This is a genomic window from Runella sp. (genome assembly GCF_027484545.1).
Taxonomy (GTDB): Bacteria; Bacteroidota; Bacteroidia; order Cytophagales; family Spirosomataceae; genus Runella.
Window position 1 is genome coordinate 1 of record NZ_JAIXST010000239.1, and the last position, 15,079, is coordinate 15,079.

General features: G+C 42.4%; 14 protein-coding genes and 2 pseudogenes. 8 read left to right on the plus strand and 8 right to left on the minus strand.

Annotation, left to right across the window (positions count from 1 at the left end; genetic code table 11):
• The first annotated feature begins 483 nt into the window (after window positions 1–483).
• The gene (locus Q0081_RS21795) at window positions 484–690 is read left to right on the plus strand and encodes a hypothetical protein (protein ID WP_298358503.1); all 207 of its coding nucleotides are present in this window, start codon (window positions 484–486) and stop codon (window positions 688–690) included.
• A gap of 115 nt (window positions 691–805) precedes the next feature.
• Here Q0081_RS21795 and Q0081_RS21800 read toward each other — a convergent pair whose 3' ends face one another.
• The 3 genes from Q0081_RS21800 to Q0081_RS21810 all read right to left on the minus strand — a co-directional run bounded on the left by Q0081_RS21800 (window position 806) and on the right by Q0081_RS21810 (window position 3,844).
• The gene (locus Q0081_RS21800) at window positions 806–2,026 is read right to left on the minus strand and encodes a DUF1343 domain-containing protein (protein ID WP_298358508.1); all 1,221 of its coding nucleotides are present in this window, start codon (window positions 2,024–2,026) and stop codon (window positions 806–808) included.
• 89 nt (window positions 2,027–2,115) lie between these two features.
• The gene (locus Q0081_RS21805; RefSeq protein ID WP_298358510.1) at window positions 2,116–3,006 is read right to left on the minus strand and encodes an alpha/beta fold hydrolase; all 891 of its coding nucleotides are present in this window, start codon (window positions 3,004–3,006) and stop codon (window positions 2,116–2,118) included.
• 91 nt (window positions 3,007–3,097) lie between these two features.
• Window positions 3,098–3,844 (minus strand): SOS response-associated peptidase, encoded by a 747-nt coding sequence (locus Q0081_RS21810; RefSeq protein ID WP_298358513.1) that lies wholly within the window; start codon window positions 3,842–3,844, stop codon window positions 3,098–3,100.
• 88 nt (window positions 3,845–3,932) lie between these two features.
• Here Q0081_RS21810 and Q0081_RS21815 point away from each other — a divergent pair.
• From Q0081_RS21815 to Q0081_RS21830, 4 genes and pseudogenes are all read left to right on the plus strand, one after another.
• Window positions 3,933–4,955: pseudogene (locus tag Q0081_RS21815) on the plus strand (aldo/keto reductase).
• A 72-nt stretch (window positions 4,956–5,027) separates the two neighbouring features.
• On the plus strand, window positions 5,028–5,471 hold the full coding sequence (locus Q0081_RS21820; protein WP_298358516.1) for a transcription elongation factor: 444 nt from the start codon (window positions 5,028–5,030) through the stop codon (window positions 5,469–5,471).
• A gap of 114 nt (window positions 5,472–5,585) precedes the next feature.
• A complete protein-coding gene (locus tag Q0081_RS21825) occupies window positions 5,586–6,215 on the plus strand; it encodes a Uma2 family endonuclease (protein WP_298358519.1) in 630 nt (209 codons plus the stop codon).
• Between the two features lie 140 nt (window positions 6,216–6,355).
• Window positions 6,356–7,726 (plus strand): lipopolysaccharide assembly protein LapB, encoded by a 1,371-nt coding sequence (locus Q0081_RS21830; protein WP_298358523.1) that lies wholly within the window; start codon window positions 6,356–6,358, stop codon window positions 7,724–7,726.
• 49 nt (window positions 7,727–7,775) lie between these two features.
• Here the strand turns inward: Q0081_RS21830 and folE are convergent, their stop codons facing one another.
• Window positions 7,776–8,471, minus strand: a complete 696-nt coding sequence (gene folE, locus Q0081_RS21835; protein WP_298358526.1) for a GTP cyclohydrolase I FolE — start codon at window positions 8,469–8,471, stop codon at window positions 7,776–7,778.
• On the minus strand, window positions 8,434–8,850 hold the full coding sequence (locus Q0081_RS21840) for a 6-carboxytetrahydropterin synthase (protein WP_298358529.1): 417 nt from the start codon (window positions 8,848–8,850) through the stop codon (window positions 8,434–8,436). Before Q0081_RS21840 ends, folE begins: the two co-directional genes overlap by 38 nt.
• A 25-nt stretch (window positions 8,851–8,875) precedes the next feature.
• On the opposite strand from Q0081_RS21840, the gene Q0081_RS21845 reads away from it, so the two are divergent.
• Window positions 8,876–9,094, plus strand: coding sequence for a hypothetical protein (locus Q0081_RS21845; protein WP_298358532.1), 219 nt, complete (start codon window positions 8,876–8,878; stop codon window positions 9,092–9,094).
• Window positions 9,095–9,113: 19 nt separating this feature from the next.
• On the opposite strand, the gene Q0081_RS21850 is transcribed toward Q0081_RS21845, so the two are convergent.
• Window positions 9,114–9,617, minus strand: coding sequence for a DUF4199 domain-containing protein (locus Q0081_RS21850; protein WP_298358543.1), 504 nt, complete (start codon window positions 9,615–9,617; stop codon window positions 9,114–9,116).
• Between the two features lie 161 nt (window positions 9,618–9,778).
• Between Q0081_RS21850 and Q0081_RS21855 the strand changes: the two genes are divergently transcribed.
• Entirely contained in the window at window positions 9,779–11,461 is a 1,683-nt protein-coding gene (locus tag Q0081_RS21855) for a glutamine--tRNA ligase/YqeY domain fusion protein (protein WP_298358535.1), read from the plus strand.
• A 60-nt stretch (window positions 11,462–11,521) separates the two neighbouring features.
• Here the strand turns inward: Q0081_RS21855 and Q0081_RS21860 are convergent, their stop codons facing one another.
• Entirely contained in the window at window positions 11,522–12,520 is a 999-nt protein-coding gene (locus Q0081_RS21860) for a GNAT family N-acetyltransferase (RefSeq protein ID WP_298358538.1), read from the minus strand.
• A gap of 49 nt (window positions 12,521–12,569) precedes the next feature.
• Between Q0081_RS21860 and abc-f the strand changes: the two genes are divergently transcribed.
• On the plus strand, window positions 12,570–14,489 hold the full coding sequence (abc-f, locus tag Q0081_RS21865; RefSeq protein WP_298358541.1) for a ribosomal protection-like ABC-F family protein: 1,920 nt from the start codon (window positions 12,570–12,572) through the stop codon (window positions 14,487–14,489).
• Between the two features lie 71 nt (window positions 14,490–14,560).
• Here abc-f and Q0081_RS21870 read toward each other — a convergent pair.
• A pseudogene (locus Q0081_RS21870) lies at window positions 14,561–14,956 on the minus strand (ATP-binding cassette domain-containing protein); the annotation flags it as partial.
• Window positions 14,957–15,079 lie beyond the last annotated feature (123 nt).

The following is a 15,079-nucleotide window of genomic DNA, read 5'->3' on the forward strand; positions in this document are numbered from 1 at the left end:
AGTTTAGGAAATAGTAGATAATTATAGTATATTGAGGTGATTGGTGATAATAGGTTATAATTTAAGGTTTTGTCTGATGTAAATACTGAATTTTGATAGAATAATTTTTTGTGTTTTTTTTGGCCTTTTCCTGTAAAAAGTAAGTAGATTTATTATTCTACTTGCTTTTGATATTCATAAAAATAATGAACTGATGAGAACAAACAAAAAGCTAAAAGATAGGTGTAATGTATTGGAAGAAATTGTTGTTTCTATTTCCAAAATCTATAATTCAAATGAGACAACTGAAGATCAAAAAAACTAATCGAAACTGTTCTTGGAGCGGCTATTTTTTATTTACCTCATTCTGACAAATATTGGACAGGTAAAATTTCGAAAAAAGCAAAAGCTCTATTAGAAGAAGATATAAATATTAGATTAACTAAAGAACACCAGTTTCCCCGAAAAATTGCAGCTAAAGAGCTGCTTAGTTTAGTTGATAAGATGATTAAAAAAGAAATTAGTATCCTAGATATTTATGAAAATAAATATGCAAAATTTAATTATGTTACGCCACAAGAAAATAAAAGCCTTTCAAGGCATCAACGTGATGATGTTTTTATTGATATAGAAACAGCATATAAAGAAGCAAATATAGAACTTGTGGAAATGACATCTGAAGAATATAAAAAAAGACGAGAAGGGAAATAGTATCCTTTAGGCAATTGTTTGCATTTTGAAACATAAAAGTTTTTATGCAAATTTCAAATAAAGTGAGTACATTACAACTTCCCGAAGGTTCCAAAACCGTCGGGAAGTTTTTTTATTAGGGATACATCAAATATTTCTCCCGCATCTTTTTGTAACTGGAAAGACCCGGTTCCCAACTCTTCCGAATTTCTTCTTCGCTCGTGCCCGCAACAATCTGTTTTTTGAGGTTTTCAGTTCCGGCGAGTTTATCAAAATTGCCCATTTGTTTGCTGTAACTCATATCAAAGAACTTGTCTTTGTAAGGATAAGCCGCGTATAGCTCAAACAGCCATTTTAGGTTCAATTTTTTGGATTTTACAAAAATGTCAGTGTCGTATTTACGAAGGTCTAATCCGTAGCATTCAGTGTCTTGGTGCAAAGGTGTTTCACTCATTCCTTTGAGACTGACGGGTTTAAAAGAAAATTCGTATTTGCCTTTCAATGCCGGAGCGCCCAAAACGGTGAAAGGCATATATGTGCCGCGACCTTGGCTGAGAATCGTGCCTTCAAACATACAAATGCTTGGATACAACATGATGGATTGCTGTGTATTCAAATTGGGCGAAGGTGCCACGGGCAGCACATAAGGCATATCGTGAGTGTAATTTGCTACTTTGATGATTCTTAACTTACACTTGAGTTGGTTGGGCAGCCAGCCTTCGCCATTGAGCATTTGGGCAAATTCGCCGATGGTCAATCCGTGTGTAATGGGAATCGGAAACATACCAATGCCTGATTTTAGATGCGGTTCCAATATCGGACCATCTACGCAAAAACCATGGGGATTGGGACGGTCAAGAATGAGCAACTCCTTGTCATTTTCGGCGCAAGCCTCCATCACGTGCGACAGCGTGTTGATGTACGTATAAAAGCGCGCACCTACGTCCTGCACGTCAAAAATCATTAAATCAATGTCAGCCAGATGCTCTTTGGTCGGTTTACGATTTTTTCCATAAAGCGAAATAATGGGTATCCCTGTTTTTGGATCCACATTGTCATCGACTTTGGCTCCGTTGCTGGCATTTCCCCGGAAACCGTGTTCCGGACCGAACACTTTTTTTATCTGTACGCCGAGAGTCAGCAAACTGTCCACACTGGCAGATTTGCCGATGATAGATGTTTGATTGACCAGCATCCCGATTCGTTTACCTTTGAGATATGGCAGGTATTTTGAAATTTGGTCAGCGCCCGTTATGATTTGTTTTTGTTGTTTAACGACCTTTTGGGTATCTGTAAAAGATGCCAAAAAGAATACGGTAAAAAGAGCAAGGAAAAGGGAGGAATAAAAGCGTTTCATAAGGTTTAATAAAGTCTGTAAGGGGACGGGGATTTAGGACGGTCGGCCGTTGCCGTGAGGTTAAAATTACAAAAAAAACAAACTTCTATTTATGGTCTTCCTGCCTGTATGCCGCTAACCGTAGTAGAAGATTGAAACGGTGTAAGAACCAATTTGCGTACTAACTCCGGGTGTGAATTTGAAATCAAATGCCCTGCGTCGGGTAAAAAGATAAAATTGGCACTTTTGTTAACCAACTGTTGACGGGCAAAATCAAGGTTGGTAGGGTCAACAATCCAGTCTTTTCCGCCTTGTACTACGGTGGTGGGGACTTGAAGTTTTGACCATTGTTTGCTTAATTTTTCCAATTCTTTGGCGTGGGCAAATTTTTCAAAAGTGGCCACATTAATGCGGTGCGGCAGCCACATTCGTACCAACCAGAATTTGGCAGGCTTAGAAAACCACCAAAATTTTTCTTTGGCTGGGTCAATGGCCGGGGCCAGCATAACAAGCTGTTCAAAACGTTTTGGTTCCAAAATGGCTATTTGAGCCGCAATGGGAGCACCGAAAGAGCGTCCGAGTAAGATACCTTTTTGTTTAGAATGGTTCAGAGACAAGGCCAATATAGCGGCCCGGGCTTGGGCCTCGATGGAAGTGACGTAACGTTTTTTTCTAAAACTTGAGTGATTGTAGCCAAGGCGGTCTACGGCAATAATGTGAAAGTGCTGTTGCAGCAGGGAATCGTCAATCATGTTGAGGTAGCCGTACCAGGCACCGGGCGCACCGTGAATAAGCAACAATGGCGGTAAAGTATCGGCCCCCGTGGTAGCGACAAATAACTTCAAACTATCGTTCTGAATGGTGTAGTAAGTGGGCTTAACGGCGCGATTGGCGTAGTGCTCGCGAAGATCACGGTCGTTTTTGCGCCACGACCGGAAGCACGAAGAAGTACCCCAACTCAATCCGCACACACAAGCCCATAAAATGAGTCTCCTAAGCATAAAACCTTTTCTTTATTAATCCTTTATCTGCAAGAATGAGAAAATTATTATTTACAAATCATTCATTCACAAATCACCAATCACCAATCCTTCAAAATAAACTCAACTGTTGCTGCGACAATTCAGGATAGGTCGCGGGTTGGTTTACTTCCGGAACGTTAGAATTTAACTTACGATTACTGATAATTCGCCCTACAGTAAATGCCTCCATGATATCATCCTTCAAGGGCCTTGCCATTTCGTTCAACACCGATTTATCTACGTTGTTTTGTAACCAAAGAATTTCTGTTCCCGGTACTAAAATTAACGGCATTCGTTGTTTCGTATTGTGGATACGCGCCATCAGTGGATTGGCCTCCGTTGTAATTATACTAAAAGTGTGCCAAATATCGTCGGTATACGCAGGATTTTGCCAACTTTCCCAAATTCCCGCCATCGCAAAAAGGGGCTGATTACGAAGATGAATGAAGTAAGGGTATTTTTGTTTTCCCACCGTTTGCCATTCAAAAAAACCGGTAGAAGGAATCAGACAGCGTTGCGAATTTTGCAAAGCATATTTGAAGGAAGGCTTCTCGTCCAAAGTCTCCACCTTGGCATTGAGCGTACCAGTGCGTAATTCGTTGGCTTCTTCCAAGCTTTTGGCCCAGCGGGGAATCAGTCCCCATTTGTAAAATTGAAGACTGTTAGGAGCTTGCGCAGTGATGACGGGCCAAGTAGGGAATTCGAAGCCATTTCCGTGGTAAACAGGTTCATATTCAACTGTTTTAGGTTCTTTTTTTATCCCAAAACGCTTTTCTACTTCTTCGACCGTGGCGGTTAATGAATTGTGGAAACACATAATAAGTTGATTTTTCTGCGTAGTTTTGGATGAAAGATTTGATTTTTGAAAGCGAATTGCCCACCCTTATTAAACAAAATACAACTCTATGAAATTCAAATTATTGGGAAAATCTGGTCTTCGCGTATCTGAAATCTGCCTCGGTACCATGACCTTCGGCACCGAGTGGGGATGGGGGGCCGATAAACACGAAAGTAAGAAAATTTTTGAAGCATACACCAAAGCTGGCGGTAATTTTCTGGACACTGCCAACCGCTACACGGAGGGCACTTCGGAAAAGTTTTTGGGCGATTTTATCGCTAACGACCGTGACCATTTTGTCGTAGCCACTAAGTACACCCTCATGGACCGCGATGGTGATCCTAATTTTGCGGGAAATCATCGCAAAAACATGATTCGCTCCCTGAACGAAAGCCTCAAACGTCTCAATACCGATTACATTGATTTGTTTTGAGTACACATGTGGGACTTTACAACGTCGGCGGATGAAGTAATGCGCGGCCTTGATGACCTCATTCGGAGTGGTAAAGTACACTACATTGGTATTTCCGATACGCCTGCCTGGGTAATTTCGCGGGCAAATATGTTGGCCGAACTGCGCGGCTGGAGTCAATTTGCAGCCTTGCAGATTGAATATTCGTTGCTTCAACGCGGTGCCGAGCGAGATTTGCTTCCCATGGCCAAAGCATTGGACATGGCCGTGACTCCCTGGGGTGTTATTGGCGGTGGCGCATTGACGGGCAAATACCTGCGCGGAGAAGGCGAACGTGTGCCCGAAAACAGCCTGCGTCGCAATGAACGCAGCCGGGAAATTGCGCAGGAAGTGGTCGATATTGCTCAAGAGTTAGAGGTGACTCCCACTCAGATTGCCATTAATTGGGCACGCCAACGAGTGGCAAACGTAATGCCGGTCATTGGAGCAAAACGCGTTGAGCAGTTGCAGGATTCTCTCAAATGTCTTGATTTCACTATTCCTGATGAATTGATGAACCGTCTTAACGAAATCAGTAAAATTGAACTGGGCTTTCCGCACGATTTCCTTTCTTCCGAAGGCGTGAAACAGTCGGCTTTTGCTGGAACCTACGACCAAATCATTAATCATCGTTTGTAACTTGAAAAACCTTATAGGTTTAGCGTACAATTTATTCTGACAAACCTATAAGGTTTAACTAACCACTCTGTTTTGAAAGTACAACTCTTAGAACACCTCAAAAATCACTTGGATGCGCGGATGCAAGCGGCGCTTGGAGCCATGCAATCGGCACAAAGTTCGGCCAACGAAGAAACCAAAAGCTCGGCAGGAGATAAGTACGAAACGGCTCGCGCCATGGCTCAAATTGAGCGAGACCGCCACGCCCAATTGTACGACCAAATTCGTCAGGAACGAGCCGTTTTAGATCGAATTGATCCTGAATTTAACTTCCAACGCGTTGGATTAGGGACATTGGTCAAAACATCCGCAGGGTATTTTTTTATATCGGTAAGTGTAGGATTGGTTGAAATCGACGGCATAAAAGTGATTGCCGTGTCGCCGCAGTCGCCTTTGGGAGCTTCGCTAATGGGAAAACAGCAAGGCGACAGCTTCCCATTTCAGCAAAATAAATGTGTCATTGAGGAAATAGGGTAGTGATATAATTGTTTATCTTTGAATAACTTAGGTAAGAAATACCGTCGGCGAGGTTTGGAACGGGGACGCCCAGTCCTCGCCGACGTTCGCCAATAATAAAAAACAGGAATTGACATGGTAGCCGTTTCCACCAAACGCAAACGAATCCGGACAAAGTTTGCCAAACATGAAATCTCAAAATCGTTGATTTACGAAGAATACGATGGAAAACCCATGTACTATCGGGGCTACAAAGACGTATTGAATCAATTAAAAACGTTAGAAGAAATTATGGGCGAAAGTGATACCCAAGCCATTATTATTGGTGTTTTTATGAAATTTTTATTGAGAAATTTAGATGAAGATAAATATTTCGTAATGACTAACGAGGTAGGATTCCATCTCAAAAAACGCAGCAATATATCTTCTGACATTGTGATTTATGATAAAGCTACGCTTCAAAATCACGTTCTTAAAGATAGATACTTTGAAATTCCGCCCTTAGCCGTTATTGAAGTAGATATTCAGGCCGATACCGCCGATTTTGGAGTAACAGAATTAGATTATTATGGACTTAAAACCAAAAAATTACTGGATTTTGGCGTTGGAGAAGTAATTTGGTTCTTCTCGGGTATCAAGCAGCAATTTATAGCTCGTAAAGGGCAGGACGGAATTATTTCGGATTGGGATAGAAATGTAACACTACTCGGCGAATACCAATTTGCATTGGCTAATCTGCTCCAAAAAGAAGGTTTTAAATTGTGAAAAAGATAAGTTCGCCTTTTGTCGTTGTATTCGTCATTCTACATTCGTCATTCGTCATTTTTTCCTCTTTCGCGCAAAATTCCCCATACGTTCTTACTCCCAATCTTCAACAAGCATACACGGAAGTTTTTAAGCTGAAAATGAATGCTGTCCGGCAGCTTTTAGCCAAAGAAAAGAGCAAAAATCTGGGAAGTGCATTTGGGCTGTATATCGAAAATTACGCCGACATGGTGACCTTGTTGGTCAGCGATAATAAGCAGCTTTATGACCAAATGGCGGTCAATCAGGATACAAGATTGGAGTTATTGGCCGATTTCCCTTCGGATTCACCCTATCAGCGGTTCTTTCAGGCTGAAATACGATTGCAATGGGCGTTTGTGAAACTGAAATTTGGTAAAGAAGTAAGCGCGTCTTGGGATATTATAAAGGCCTATCGTCTCCTTGACGAAAATGCCAAAAAGTACCCTGATTTCATTCCCACTTATAAATCGCTGGGCTTGCTGCATGTATTGATTGGATCTACTCCTCAGAACTATCAATGGGTCGCTAAATTGTTGGGTTTAAAAGGGAATATTCCGCAAGGATTGCGAGAAATCCAAACAGTAGTTCAGAAAGAGCCGCTGTTGGATTCAGAAGCCAAATTGATTGAAATTTTGCTTCAATCTTATGTGCTGAAGTATACTGAAAAACAAAATACAGAACTCCTGCAACTGATTCACAGTCAGCCCGATAATTTGCTTTTGCATTTTTTTGGAACAACGATTTCAATGAAAGACGGTCGAGGAGAGCAGGCGTTGCAAATTCTCAATCAGCGTCCTGTGGGAGTAGCTTATTTTGCTTTTCCTTTTTTGGAGTATTTGAAAGGGGAAATTTTACTTCAAAAGGGGCAATATAGCGAAGCAAAATCGCAGTTACAACAGTTTTTAAGTCAATACAAAGGGCAAAATTTTTTGAAAGACACGTATTTGAAGCTGTTTTTAAGTCATTGGTTGGTGAATGAAGATGCCGTAGCGAAAACGTATCTGAACAAAATTTTGGCAGTGGGGGCGACTTATGTGGAAGCAGATAAAGCAGCGCAAAAATTTGCCGAAAGTTTCACCAAAGGCACCATTTCAGCTCAGCAGAAAGTGTTGATGAAAGCCCGATTATCCTTCGACGGAGGCTATTTAACGGAGGCCATGAATGTCTTGAAGCCGTTTGATGAAAACTCCTTTCCTAATCCAAACAATAAAGCGGAATTTCAGTATCGTTTGGGGCGAATTTTTCAGCGCCAAAATCAATTGGATTCTTCCATTGAGCATTACGAACGGGCTATTGTGCTGAGTCACACACAAAGTTTGTATTTTGGGGCTACGTCGGCTTTGCAGTTAGGCTACATTTACCAGACCAAAAGTCAGAAAGCAAAGGCGATTGGGTATTTCAAGCAAGCCCTCAATTATCCCAAGCATGAATACAAAAACAGCGTGGACAATAAAGCCCGCGCTGCTTTGACTCTGATGGGAGTGGAATGATAGTACTAAAGTTTACAGTTTGTACGTTGACCGTTTAACAGCGAACCTTTTATAGATATTTCAAAAACTCACTCTTAGTTCCCTCTTCCTTAAACTTGCCGCCGTAGTAAGAAGTAATGGTTGTGCTTGAATCATCCTGAACACCGCGAGAGGATACGCACAAGTGTTTGGCATCCATGACGATAGCGACATCTTCAGTTTGGAGAATTTGTTCCAATTCTTTCGCGATTTGAATGGTTAAACGTTCCTGTACCTGTGGGCGTCTGGAAAAATATTGCACAATCCGATTCAATTTGGAGAGTCCAATCACTTTTCCGCTTGAAATGTAGGCCACGTGAGCTTTTCCAAAAATGGGCACAAAGTGATGCTCACAGTTGGAATAAAAGCTGATGTCTTTCTCTACCAACATTTCGTTGTACTTGTATTTGTTCTCAAAAAGCGTGGCTTTTGGCTTGTTCTTGGGATTTAAGCCGCTAAAAATCTCTTTTACGTACATCTTAGCCACGCGATGAGGAGTACCTTTGAGACTGTCATCGGTCAAATCGAGACCCAATGTTTCCATAATTTCACGGAAATGATGTTCGATTTTAGCTACTTTTTCAGGGTCGCTTAGTTCAAAAGCATCTTCGCGCAATGGCGTATTGTAGGCACTAAGCCCGTGGTCATCGCCCCACTCGTCAACGGTTAAATCAACGAAATTGGCAGTTTCACGCGGGGTATTCCACGAAGTTTCGTTCGGTTTCATAGAGTCTGATTTTCAAGTCCAATGTGGACTCCAAATGCCCACGTAAGATGTTATAAATTACAATTGCAATGTTCTCGGCACTTGGATTTAGGTTCTTAAACTCCTCTGTATCAAGATTTAGATTTTTGTGGTCGAACTTTTCGAGAACATACCGCTCCGTCAAATCGTTCAGCCATTTCAAATCTACAACGTAGCCGGTATCCGGGTTTACTTCGCCCGTTACCTGCACAATCAGTTCATAGTTGTGTCCGTGGTAGTTAGGATAATTACACTTTCCAAATACGTGGGCATTTTGTTCATCCGACCAAGTCGGATTGTTCAAGCGATGCGCAGCATTAAAGTGAGCTTTCCGAAATACCGCCACTCGTGGGTTGTTCATACCGATAAGTTAATCAATCAAGTTGTTGTTTTTTACGTACGTGCCGAGGAGTCATCAGAAAGTTTGTCTGCAACACCCTCTCGACCGTTGGGCTTGGTACCAAGTGCCCGAAGGTAAGTATCGTTTTCAACTGTATTATAAACGACTTCCAAAACAAAATAGTTTTGATTTGGGAAGTGAAACGGCGTTATCTGTTATCCGTTATCCGTTAATCGGGCTGATTATCAGTCTATTTAGAGAATGAAAATTTTCAAACTGCTTTTTTATTTGCGTTTGGTGAAGGCAGGGAATAATAAAGAATAAATGAGGCAAAACACGAACTGTACGGCGGTAGTAACGGCCAAATAGATAGGCAATTGCAGCAAATCTTCCATCATTTGCGTGGCGTTTTCAAAGTTTTCGTCGGAAGTGGCACTCATCGTAAGCCACTCGCGGCCGCGCAGCAGAAGGTCATTGAAGTAATCTGGGTTGACAAACTGGTAGTAAATGCCTTTGATGACGGCAAACCCCAACAGCCAATATACACTTAGTTTTAAAAGTGATTTAAAGCCTTTACCAAAGCTCCAATCCGTACCGGTTGCAGATTCTGTACGTAGAAAGGCAATGTAAAATACGCCGACTAATATCAACCACAACAAACTCGTAAAAGGAAGCCAATCCACGATGGTATTGTGGTAGCCAAGGAATTTTTCGCCGACCAGCCAAACAAGGCTGAAAACAAGAATGTAGCTGGTGAATTTAAGGGTATTGTTCATTTTAAATTTCATCACAGGTTGAAAAAAGTCCGCAAAGCTACTTATTTTCAATTATTCAAGCCGAATAAATGTTAGTTTTGCGTTTTCAATACGTTTAGAAATAGTTATCCGTTACACGTTACAAGAAAGATTCTTTAACGACAGCTAACTGACAACAGATAAGGAAAAAGAGTATGAGTGAAATTACCAAAGAATCCACCGAAGAGAAATCGCGGAACTTCATCGAACAAATCATTGAAGAAGATCTCCGTACAGGTAAACACGGAGGAAGAGTACTGACTCGTTTTCCACCTGAGCCTAATGGCTACCTGCACATTGGCCACGCCAAATCCATTTGTTTGAATTTTGGAGTAGCCCAACGTTATGGCGGTGCTACTAACCTGCGTTTTGACGATACCAATCCCGTAACCGAAGATACGGAGTACGTTGATTCGATAAAGAATGATGTGCAATGGTTAGGTTTTCAGTGGGTTAATGAATTTTATGCCTCCGATTACTTTGACCACTTGTACGAATTTGCCATTAAGCTGATCAACAAAGGATTGGCCTACGTAGACGAATCTACTTCTGAACAGATGGCTACCATGAAGGGTACGCCTACAGAGCCCGGTACCAACAGCCCATATCGGGACAGAAGCGTTGAAGAAAATCTGGACTTGTTTGTTCGGATGAAAAACGGTGAGTTTGCCGAAGGAACTCATATTCTCCGCGCCAAGATTGACATGGTTTCGTCCAACATGATCATGCGCGACCCGATTATTTATCGTATCAAATTTGCGCATCATCACCGTACGGGTGACAAATGGTGCATTTATCCCATGTACGATTTTGCGCATGGGCAGTCGGATTCGATTGAAGAAATCACGCATTCGATTTGTACCCTGGAGTTTATTCCCCATCGTGAGTTGTACGATTGGTGCATTGAAAATTTAGAAATTTTTCCTTCAAAACAATATGAATTTGCGCGGCTGAACCTCACTTACACCGTAATGAGCAAGCGCAAACTGCTCCAATTGGTACAGGAAGGCTACGTAACAGGCTGGGACGACCCACGAATGCCGACGATTTCGGGACTGCGCCGCCGTGGATTTACCCCCGAATCTATCCGTGAATTTTGCGATCGCATCGGAGTGGCTCGTCGCGACAATTTGATTGATGTCAGTTTGTTGGAGTTCTGTATTCGCGAACACCTCAATAAAGTAGCGGCACGGCGTATGGTCGTAGTTGGCCCACTCAAAGTAGTGATTACTAATTTCCCCGAAGGAAAGGTAGAGCTTTGTCACAGTGAAAATAACCCCGAAGACCCTGAGGGAGGAATGCGTGAAGTGCCTTTCAGTCGGGAAATTTATGTGGAGCAGGACGACTTTATGGAAGTGCCTTCCAAAAAATACTTCCGCCTCGCACCCGGCCAAATGGTGCGATTGAAAAGTGCTTACATTATCCGTTGCGATGAAGTGGTAAAAGATGAAGAAGGAAAAGTAACGTCATTGCTTTGTTCCTACATCGAAAACAGTAAAAGCGGTAACGATACTTCGGGCATCAACGTCAAAGGCACCTTGCATTGGGTGTCGGCTGCGCAGGCGTTGCCCGTAGAAATCCGCCAACACGACCGTCTGTTTAAGGTGGAAGATGTGGCAGCAGCCGAAGGAGATTTTAAAGATCATATCAATCCCGATTCGCTGCAAGTGATAACTGGCTATGCCGAACCTGTGTTGAAAGAAGCGGATGTTGGTGAAAAATTCCAGTTTATGCGCAAAGGATATTTCTGCTTGGATGCTGATTCTACCCCTGAAAAATTAGTTTTCAACCGCACGGTAGGTTTGAAAGATACGTGGGGGAAAGTAGCGGCGAAATAACGAAACAAATACATGAGGCGGCATGGTCGGAGATTTTTTCTCGGTCATGCCGCTTTCTTTTTAAATTGCTTTGTGAAAAACGTATTTCTCACTGTCTTTTGCTCCTAAATTATGTTTGAAGCGGCTTAAACTTGGTTTGGGAAATCCTTTGGCATCTACCGAAACTCCTAAGTCTAAGATAGTAACTCCTTCATTTTTGGTATATTCATATAGCCCTTTATTGAGTAACACCGAAGGACTAAAAGTTCGATAGGCGAGGTTGTCAGCAGGACAAAAATTGTACAGCACTTTTTCTCCTACCCTTACTGCCAACGTAAGCGAAGCAATGGTATCAGCATCTTTAACGCAGAAAACCCGAAAATGATTGGGAAATACCTCCAACCACCTATTCAATTGCTCAAAACTGAATGAGAGGCTATATCCTAACAATTGTCGATTGTGCTGAATGAACCCATACACTTCTTGGGCAGGAGGGTTTGACCATTCTTCAAAGCGAAAGTCTGCCCGCATACATTTGCGCAAACGCCGCCGTTCGGACACGTGTAATCCCAGCTCAAAATCAGTTTCGTTCACTTCAATAAATTGGTTATCAATCGACTGAATAATTCCGAAACCGTGTCTCACTAATCCTCTTCGGATAAAGGTGCTTCTGGCAGGGTTATAACAGTTGGGGTAATGCTTGATTTCCAAGGCGTTTATTCCCAGATTTTTGGCAAACAGTTCGATAGAAGTCAGCCATTCTGAAAAATCAGCATGACTTACGTACTCTGCTACTTCAAAGGAGCCAAAAGAGGCACGATAAGGGCTTACTCCTTTGTTCTCCTGAACAAATAAGTGAAAAATTCCGTGCGCTTCACTTTCGGTAAGGGAGTCAGTAAGAACAAATGTATACACTTGAGAAGCTTCCTGATGCCTGACGTGCAGGGGAGTATTGAACAACCACGATGCCCAACGAAGCCGAAAACGGTGAAGTACTTCAGGCTCATTCTCAAATACCAACGCTTTATACTCGCGTGAATAGGAAGAATTTGCCCTGTTTTGTGGGATTATGAGCGTCATTCTAAGATAACTTGTCGGACAAAGATACAAAATCCGCTAACTTTGCGGCATGATTTCAATAACTAACTTATCGTACTACTTAGGCGATCGGGCGTTGTACGAAAACGCTTCCCTCCACATCAAGCCCAAAGACAAAATTGGCCTCATTGGTCTTAACGGAACGGGTAAATCCACACTTTTACACTTGATTGTCGGCAGTTATCAGCCAGATAGTGGAAATATCTCAAAATCGGGCAATTGTTCGATTGGCTTTTTGAATCAGGATTTACTTTCTTATCAAAGCGACGACTCAATACTTTCGGTGGCGATGCAGGCATTTGAACGCGAAAATGAACTGCAACGACAAATGGATGTGATTATTCACGAAATGGAAGTCAACTACCATGATAAATTGGTAGATAGGCTCTCCCGCGTGCAAGAAGAATTTGAGGCATTGGACGGCTATACCATACAATCAAAAGCCGAAGAGATTTTGGAAGGGCTTGGTTTTGCTACCAGCGATTTACAAAAACCACTGCGGCAGTTTTCGGGCGGATGGCGAATGCGCGTGATGTTAGCAAAATTGTTACTCCAGAAACCCGCTCTTTTGATGCTCGATGAGCCTACTAACCACTTGGATTTACCTTCTATTAAGTGGGTGGAGAAATACGTTCAGAGCTACGAAAATGCCGTGATTGTAGTCTCTCACGACCGTGAGTTTTTGGACAATGTGTGCGATACAATGGTCGAAGTAAGTAACCAGAAATTGAATTATTACGGGGGAAACTATTCGTTTTATATTGAAGAAAAAGCCCTTCGCAACGAGATTCAAAAAGGTGCTTACGAAAACCAACAAGCAAAAATACGCCAAACGGAGCGATTTATTGAGCGTTTTAAGGCCAAAGCAACCAAGGCAAAACAAGCCCAAAGCCGCGCCAAGATGTTGGACAGAATGGATAGGGTAGAGGCCGTGGTGGATGAAAATGCAAAAGTGCACTTCCGATTCCAATTTACGACCCAGCCAGGGCGGCATGTACTCCAACTCGAAGATGTATCGAAAGCCTACGGTGAAAAGGAAATTCTGAAAAATACGGCTATTGCGATGGAGCGCGGCGACAAAATCGCGTTGATTGGCGCCAACGGAAAGGGGAAATCTACCCTGTTGCGCGTCATTGCGGGCACTGAACCCGTAGAGGGAGAGCGGCGATTAGGCCATAACGTGCTGTTTACGTTTTATGCGCAGCACCAATTAGAATCGCTTAACGTAGAACACACGATTCTGGAAGAACTTAAATATGCCAACCCAACCAAGACCGAAACCGAATGTCGGACTATTTTGGGCTGTTTTCTGTTTACGGGCGAAGATGTTTTCAAAAAAATAAAAGTGCTTTCAGGAGGCGAGAAATCACGGGTAGCACTGGCAAAGGTGCTGGTATCGGAAGCCAATTTCCTGCTTCTTGATGAGCCTACCAACCACTTGGACATGCAGTCGGTCAATATTTTGATTCAAGCATTGCGTCAGTACGAAGGCTCATTCGTGGTGGTATCTCACGACCGTTTCTTTGTGGAGGCCATTGCGGAGAAAATTTGGTATATCGAAGACAAGGAAGTAAAGTCATATCCAGGAACGTATCAGGAATATGAATGGTGGCAAGAAGAAAGAGGGGATGAAGGGGATAATGGTCCTGTAGATTCAAAATCTGCTGAGGTGAAATTTGTAGATAAAAAACCTGCTGCTCAACCCGTTAAACAAAACAATTTTGTTACTCAACAAGCCCTTCAGAAAAAAGTGGCGCAATTGGAGCAACAAATTGAGAATTTGGAAAAACGCAAATCTGAAACGGAAGCTAAACTTGCAGATTCGAGTATTTACAGTGACCCTGCCAAATTGAACGAGATAAATCGTTTTTATGCTGATATAAAACAGAAGATTACGCAAGCAACCGATGAATGGGAAACAGCAATGTTGGAAATGGAAGAATTAGGATAAAATGTCAATCGTCGGTCGGTTTTGGACGGGGTTGCCTAAACGGGGTTGCCTAAACTGACTGACGATTGCCACTAAACATAAACTACATTTCCGTTCTGCTGTTCCCAAAGCGTTTTGTAATGCCCTCCTGTGTTCAATAATTCTTGGTGTGTACCTTCTTCCATCAATTTCCCTTCATGGAGAACGATAATTTTATCCGCGTTCTTGATGGTGCTCATGCGATGGGCTATCAAAATAACCGTGATGCCTTCTTGACGTAACAACTGTATCGTCTGTTGTACAAACCGTTCCGAAATGGAATCCAAGGCTGAGGTCGCTTCATCAAGAATAAGAATTTGTGGCTGACGGTATAATGCCCGGGCAATGGCCAGTCGTTGTCTTTGCCCACCCGACAAATTGGCACCTCGTTCTCCGAGCATCGTTTGAAAACCGTTGGGCAATTTTTCGATAAAATCAGTAATCCCCAATAAATTTCAGGTTGAACGCACCTAATAATCTTAATTTAGGGCATAGGTCAAAAATAGCCATATAATTGTTGTTGGTTGTATTTTTGAGGATGGAATGGAAAAAAATATTTGACGAAGTGCCTG

Excerpts from the sequence above, each read along its gene's own strand:
- Q0081_RS21795 (WP_298358503.1), top strand. The coding sequence starts at position 484 with ATGATTAAAAAAGAAATTAGTATCCTAGATATTTATGAAAATAAATAT.
- Q0081_RS21855 (WP_298358535.1), top strand. The coding sequence starts at position 9,779 with ATGAGTGAAATTACCAAAGAATCCACCGAAGAGAAATCGCGGAACTTC.
- abc-f (WP_298358541.1), top strand. The coding sequence starts at position 12,570 with ATGATTTCAATAACTAACTTATCGTACTACTTAGGCGATCGGGCGTTG.
- Q0081_RS21840 (WP_298358529.1), bottom strand. The coding sequence starts at position 8,850 with ATGAACAACCCACGAGTGGCGGTATTTCGGAAAGCTCACTTTAATGCT.
- folE (WP_298358526.1), bottom strand. The coding sequence starts at position 8,471 with ATGAAACCGAACGAAACTTCGTGGAATACCCCGCGTGAAACTGCCAAT.
- Q0081_RS21850 (WP_298358543.1), bottom strand. The coding sequence starts at position 9,617 with ATGAAATTTAAAATGAACAATACCCTTAAATTCACCAGCTACATTCTT.
- Q0081_RS21860 (WP_298358538.1), bottom strand. The coding sequence starts at position 12,520 with ATGACGCTCATAATCCCACAAAACAGGGCAAATTCTTCCTATTCACGC.
- Q0081_RS21800 (WP_298358508.1), bottom strand. The coding sequence starts at position 2,026 with ATGAAACGCTTTTATTCCTCCCTTTTCCTTGCTCTTTTTACCGTATTC.
- Q0081_RS21810 (WP_298358513.1), bottom strand. The coding sequence starts at position 3,844 with ATGTGTTTCCACAATTCATTAACCGCCACGGTCGAAGAAGTAGAAAAG.
- Q0081_RS21805 (WP_298358510.1), bottom strand. The coding sequence starts at position 3,006 with ATGCTTAGGAGACTCATTTTATGGGCTTGTGTGTGCGGATTGAGTTGG.
- Q0081_RS21830 (WP_298358523.1), top strand. The coding sequence starts at position 6,356 with ATGAATGCTGTCCGGCAGCTTTTAGCCAAAGAAAAGAGCAAAAATCTG.
- Q0081_RS21825 (WP_298358519.1), top strand. The coding sequence starts at position 5,586 with ATGGTAGCCGTTTCCACCAAACGCAAACGAATCCGGACAAAGTTTGCC.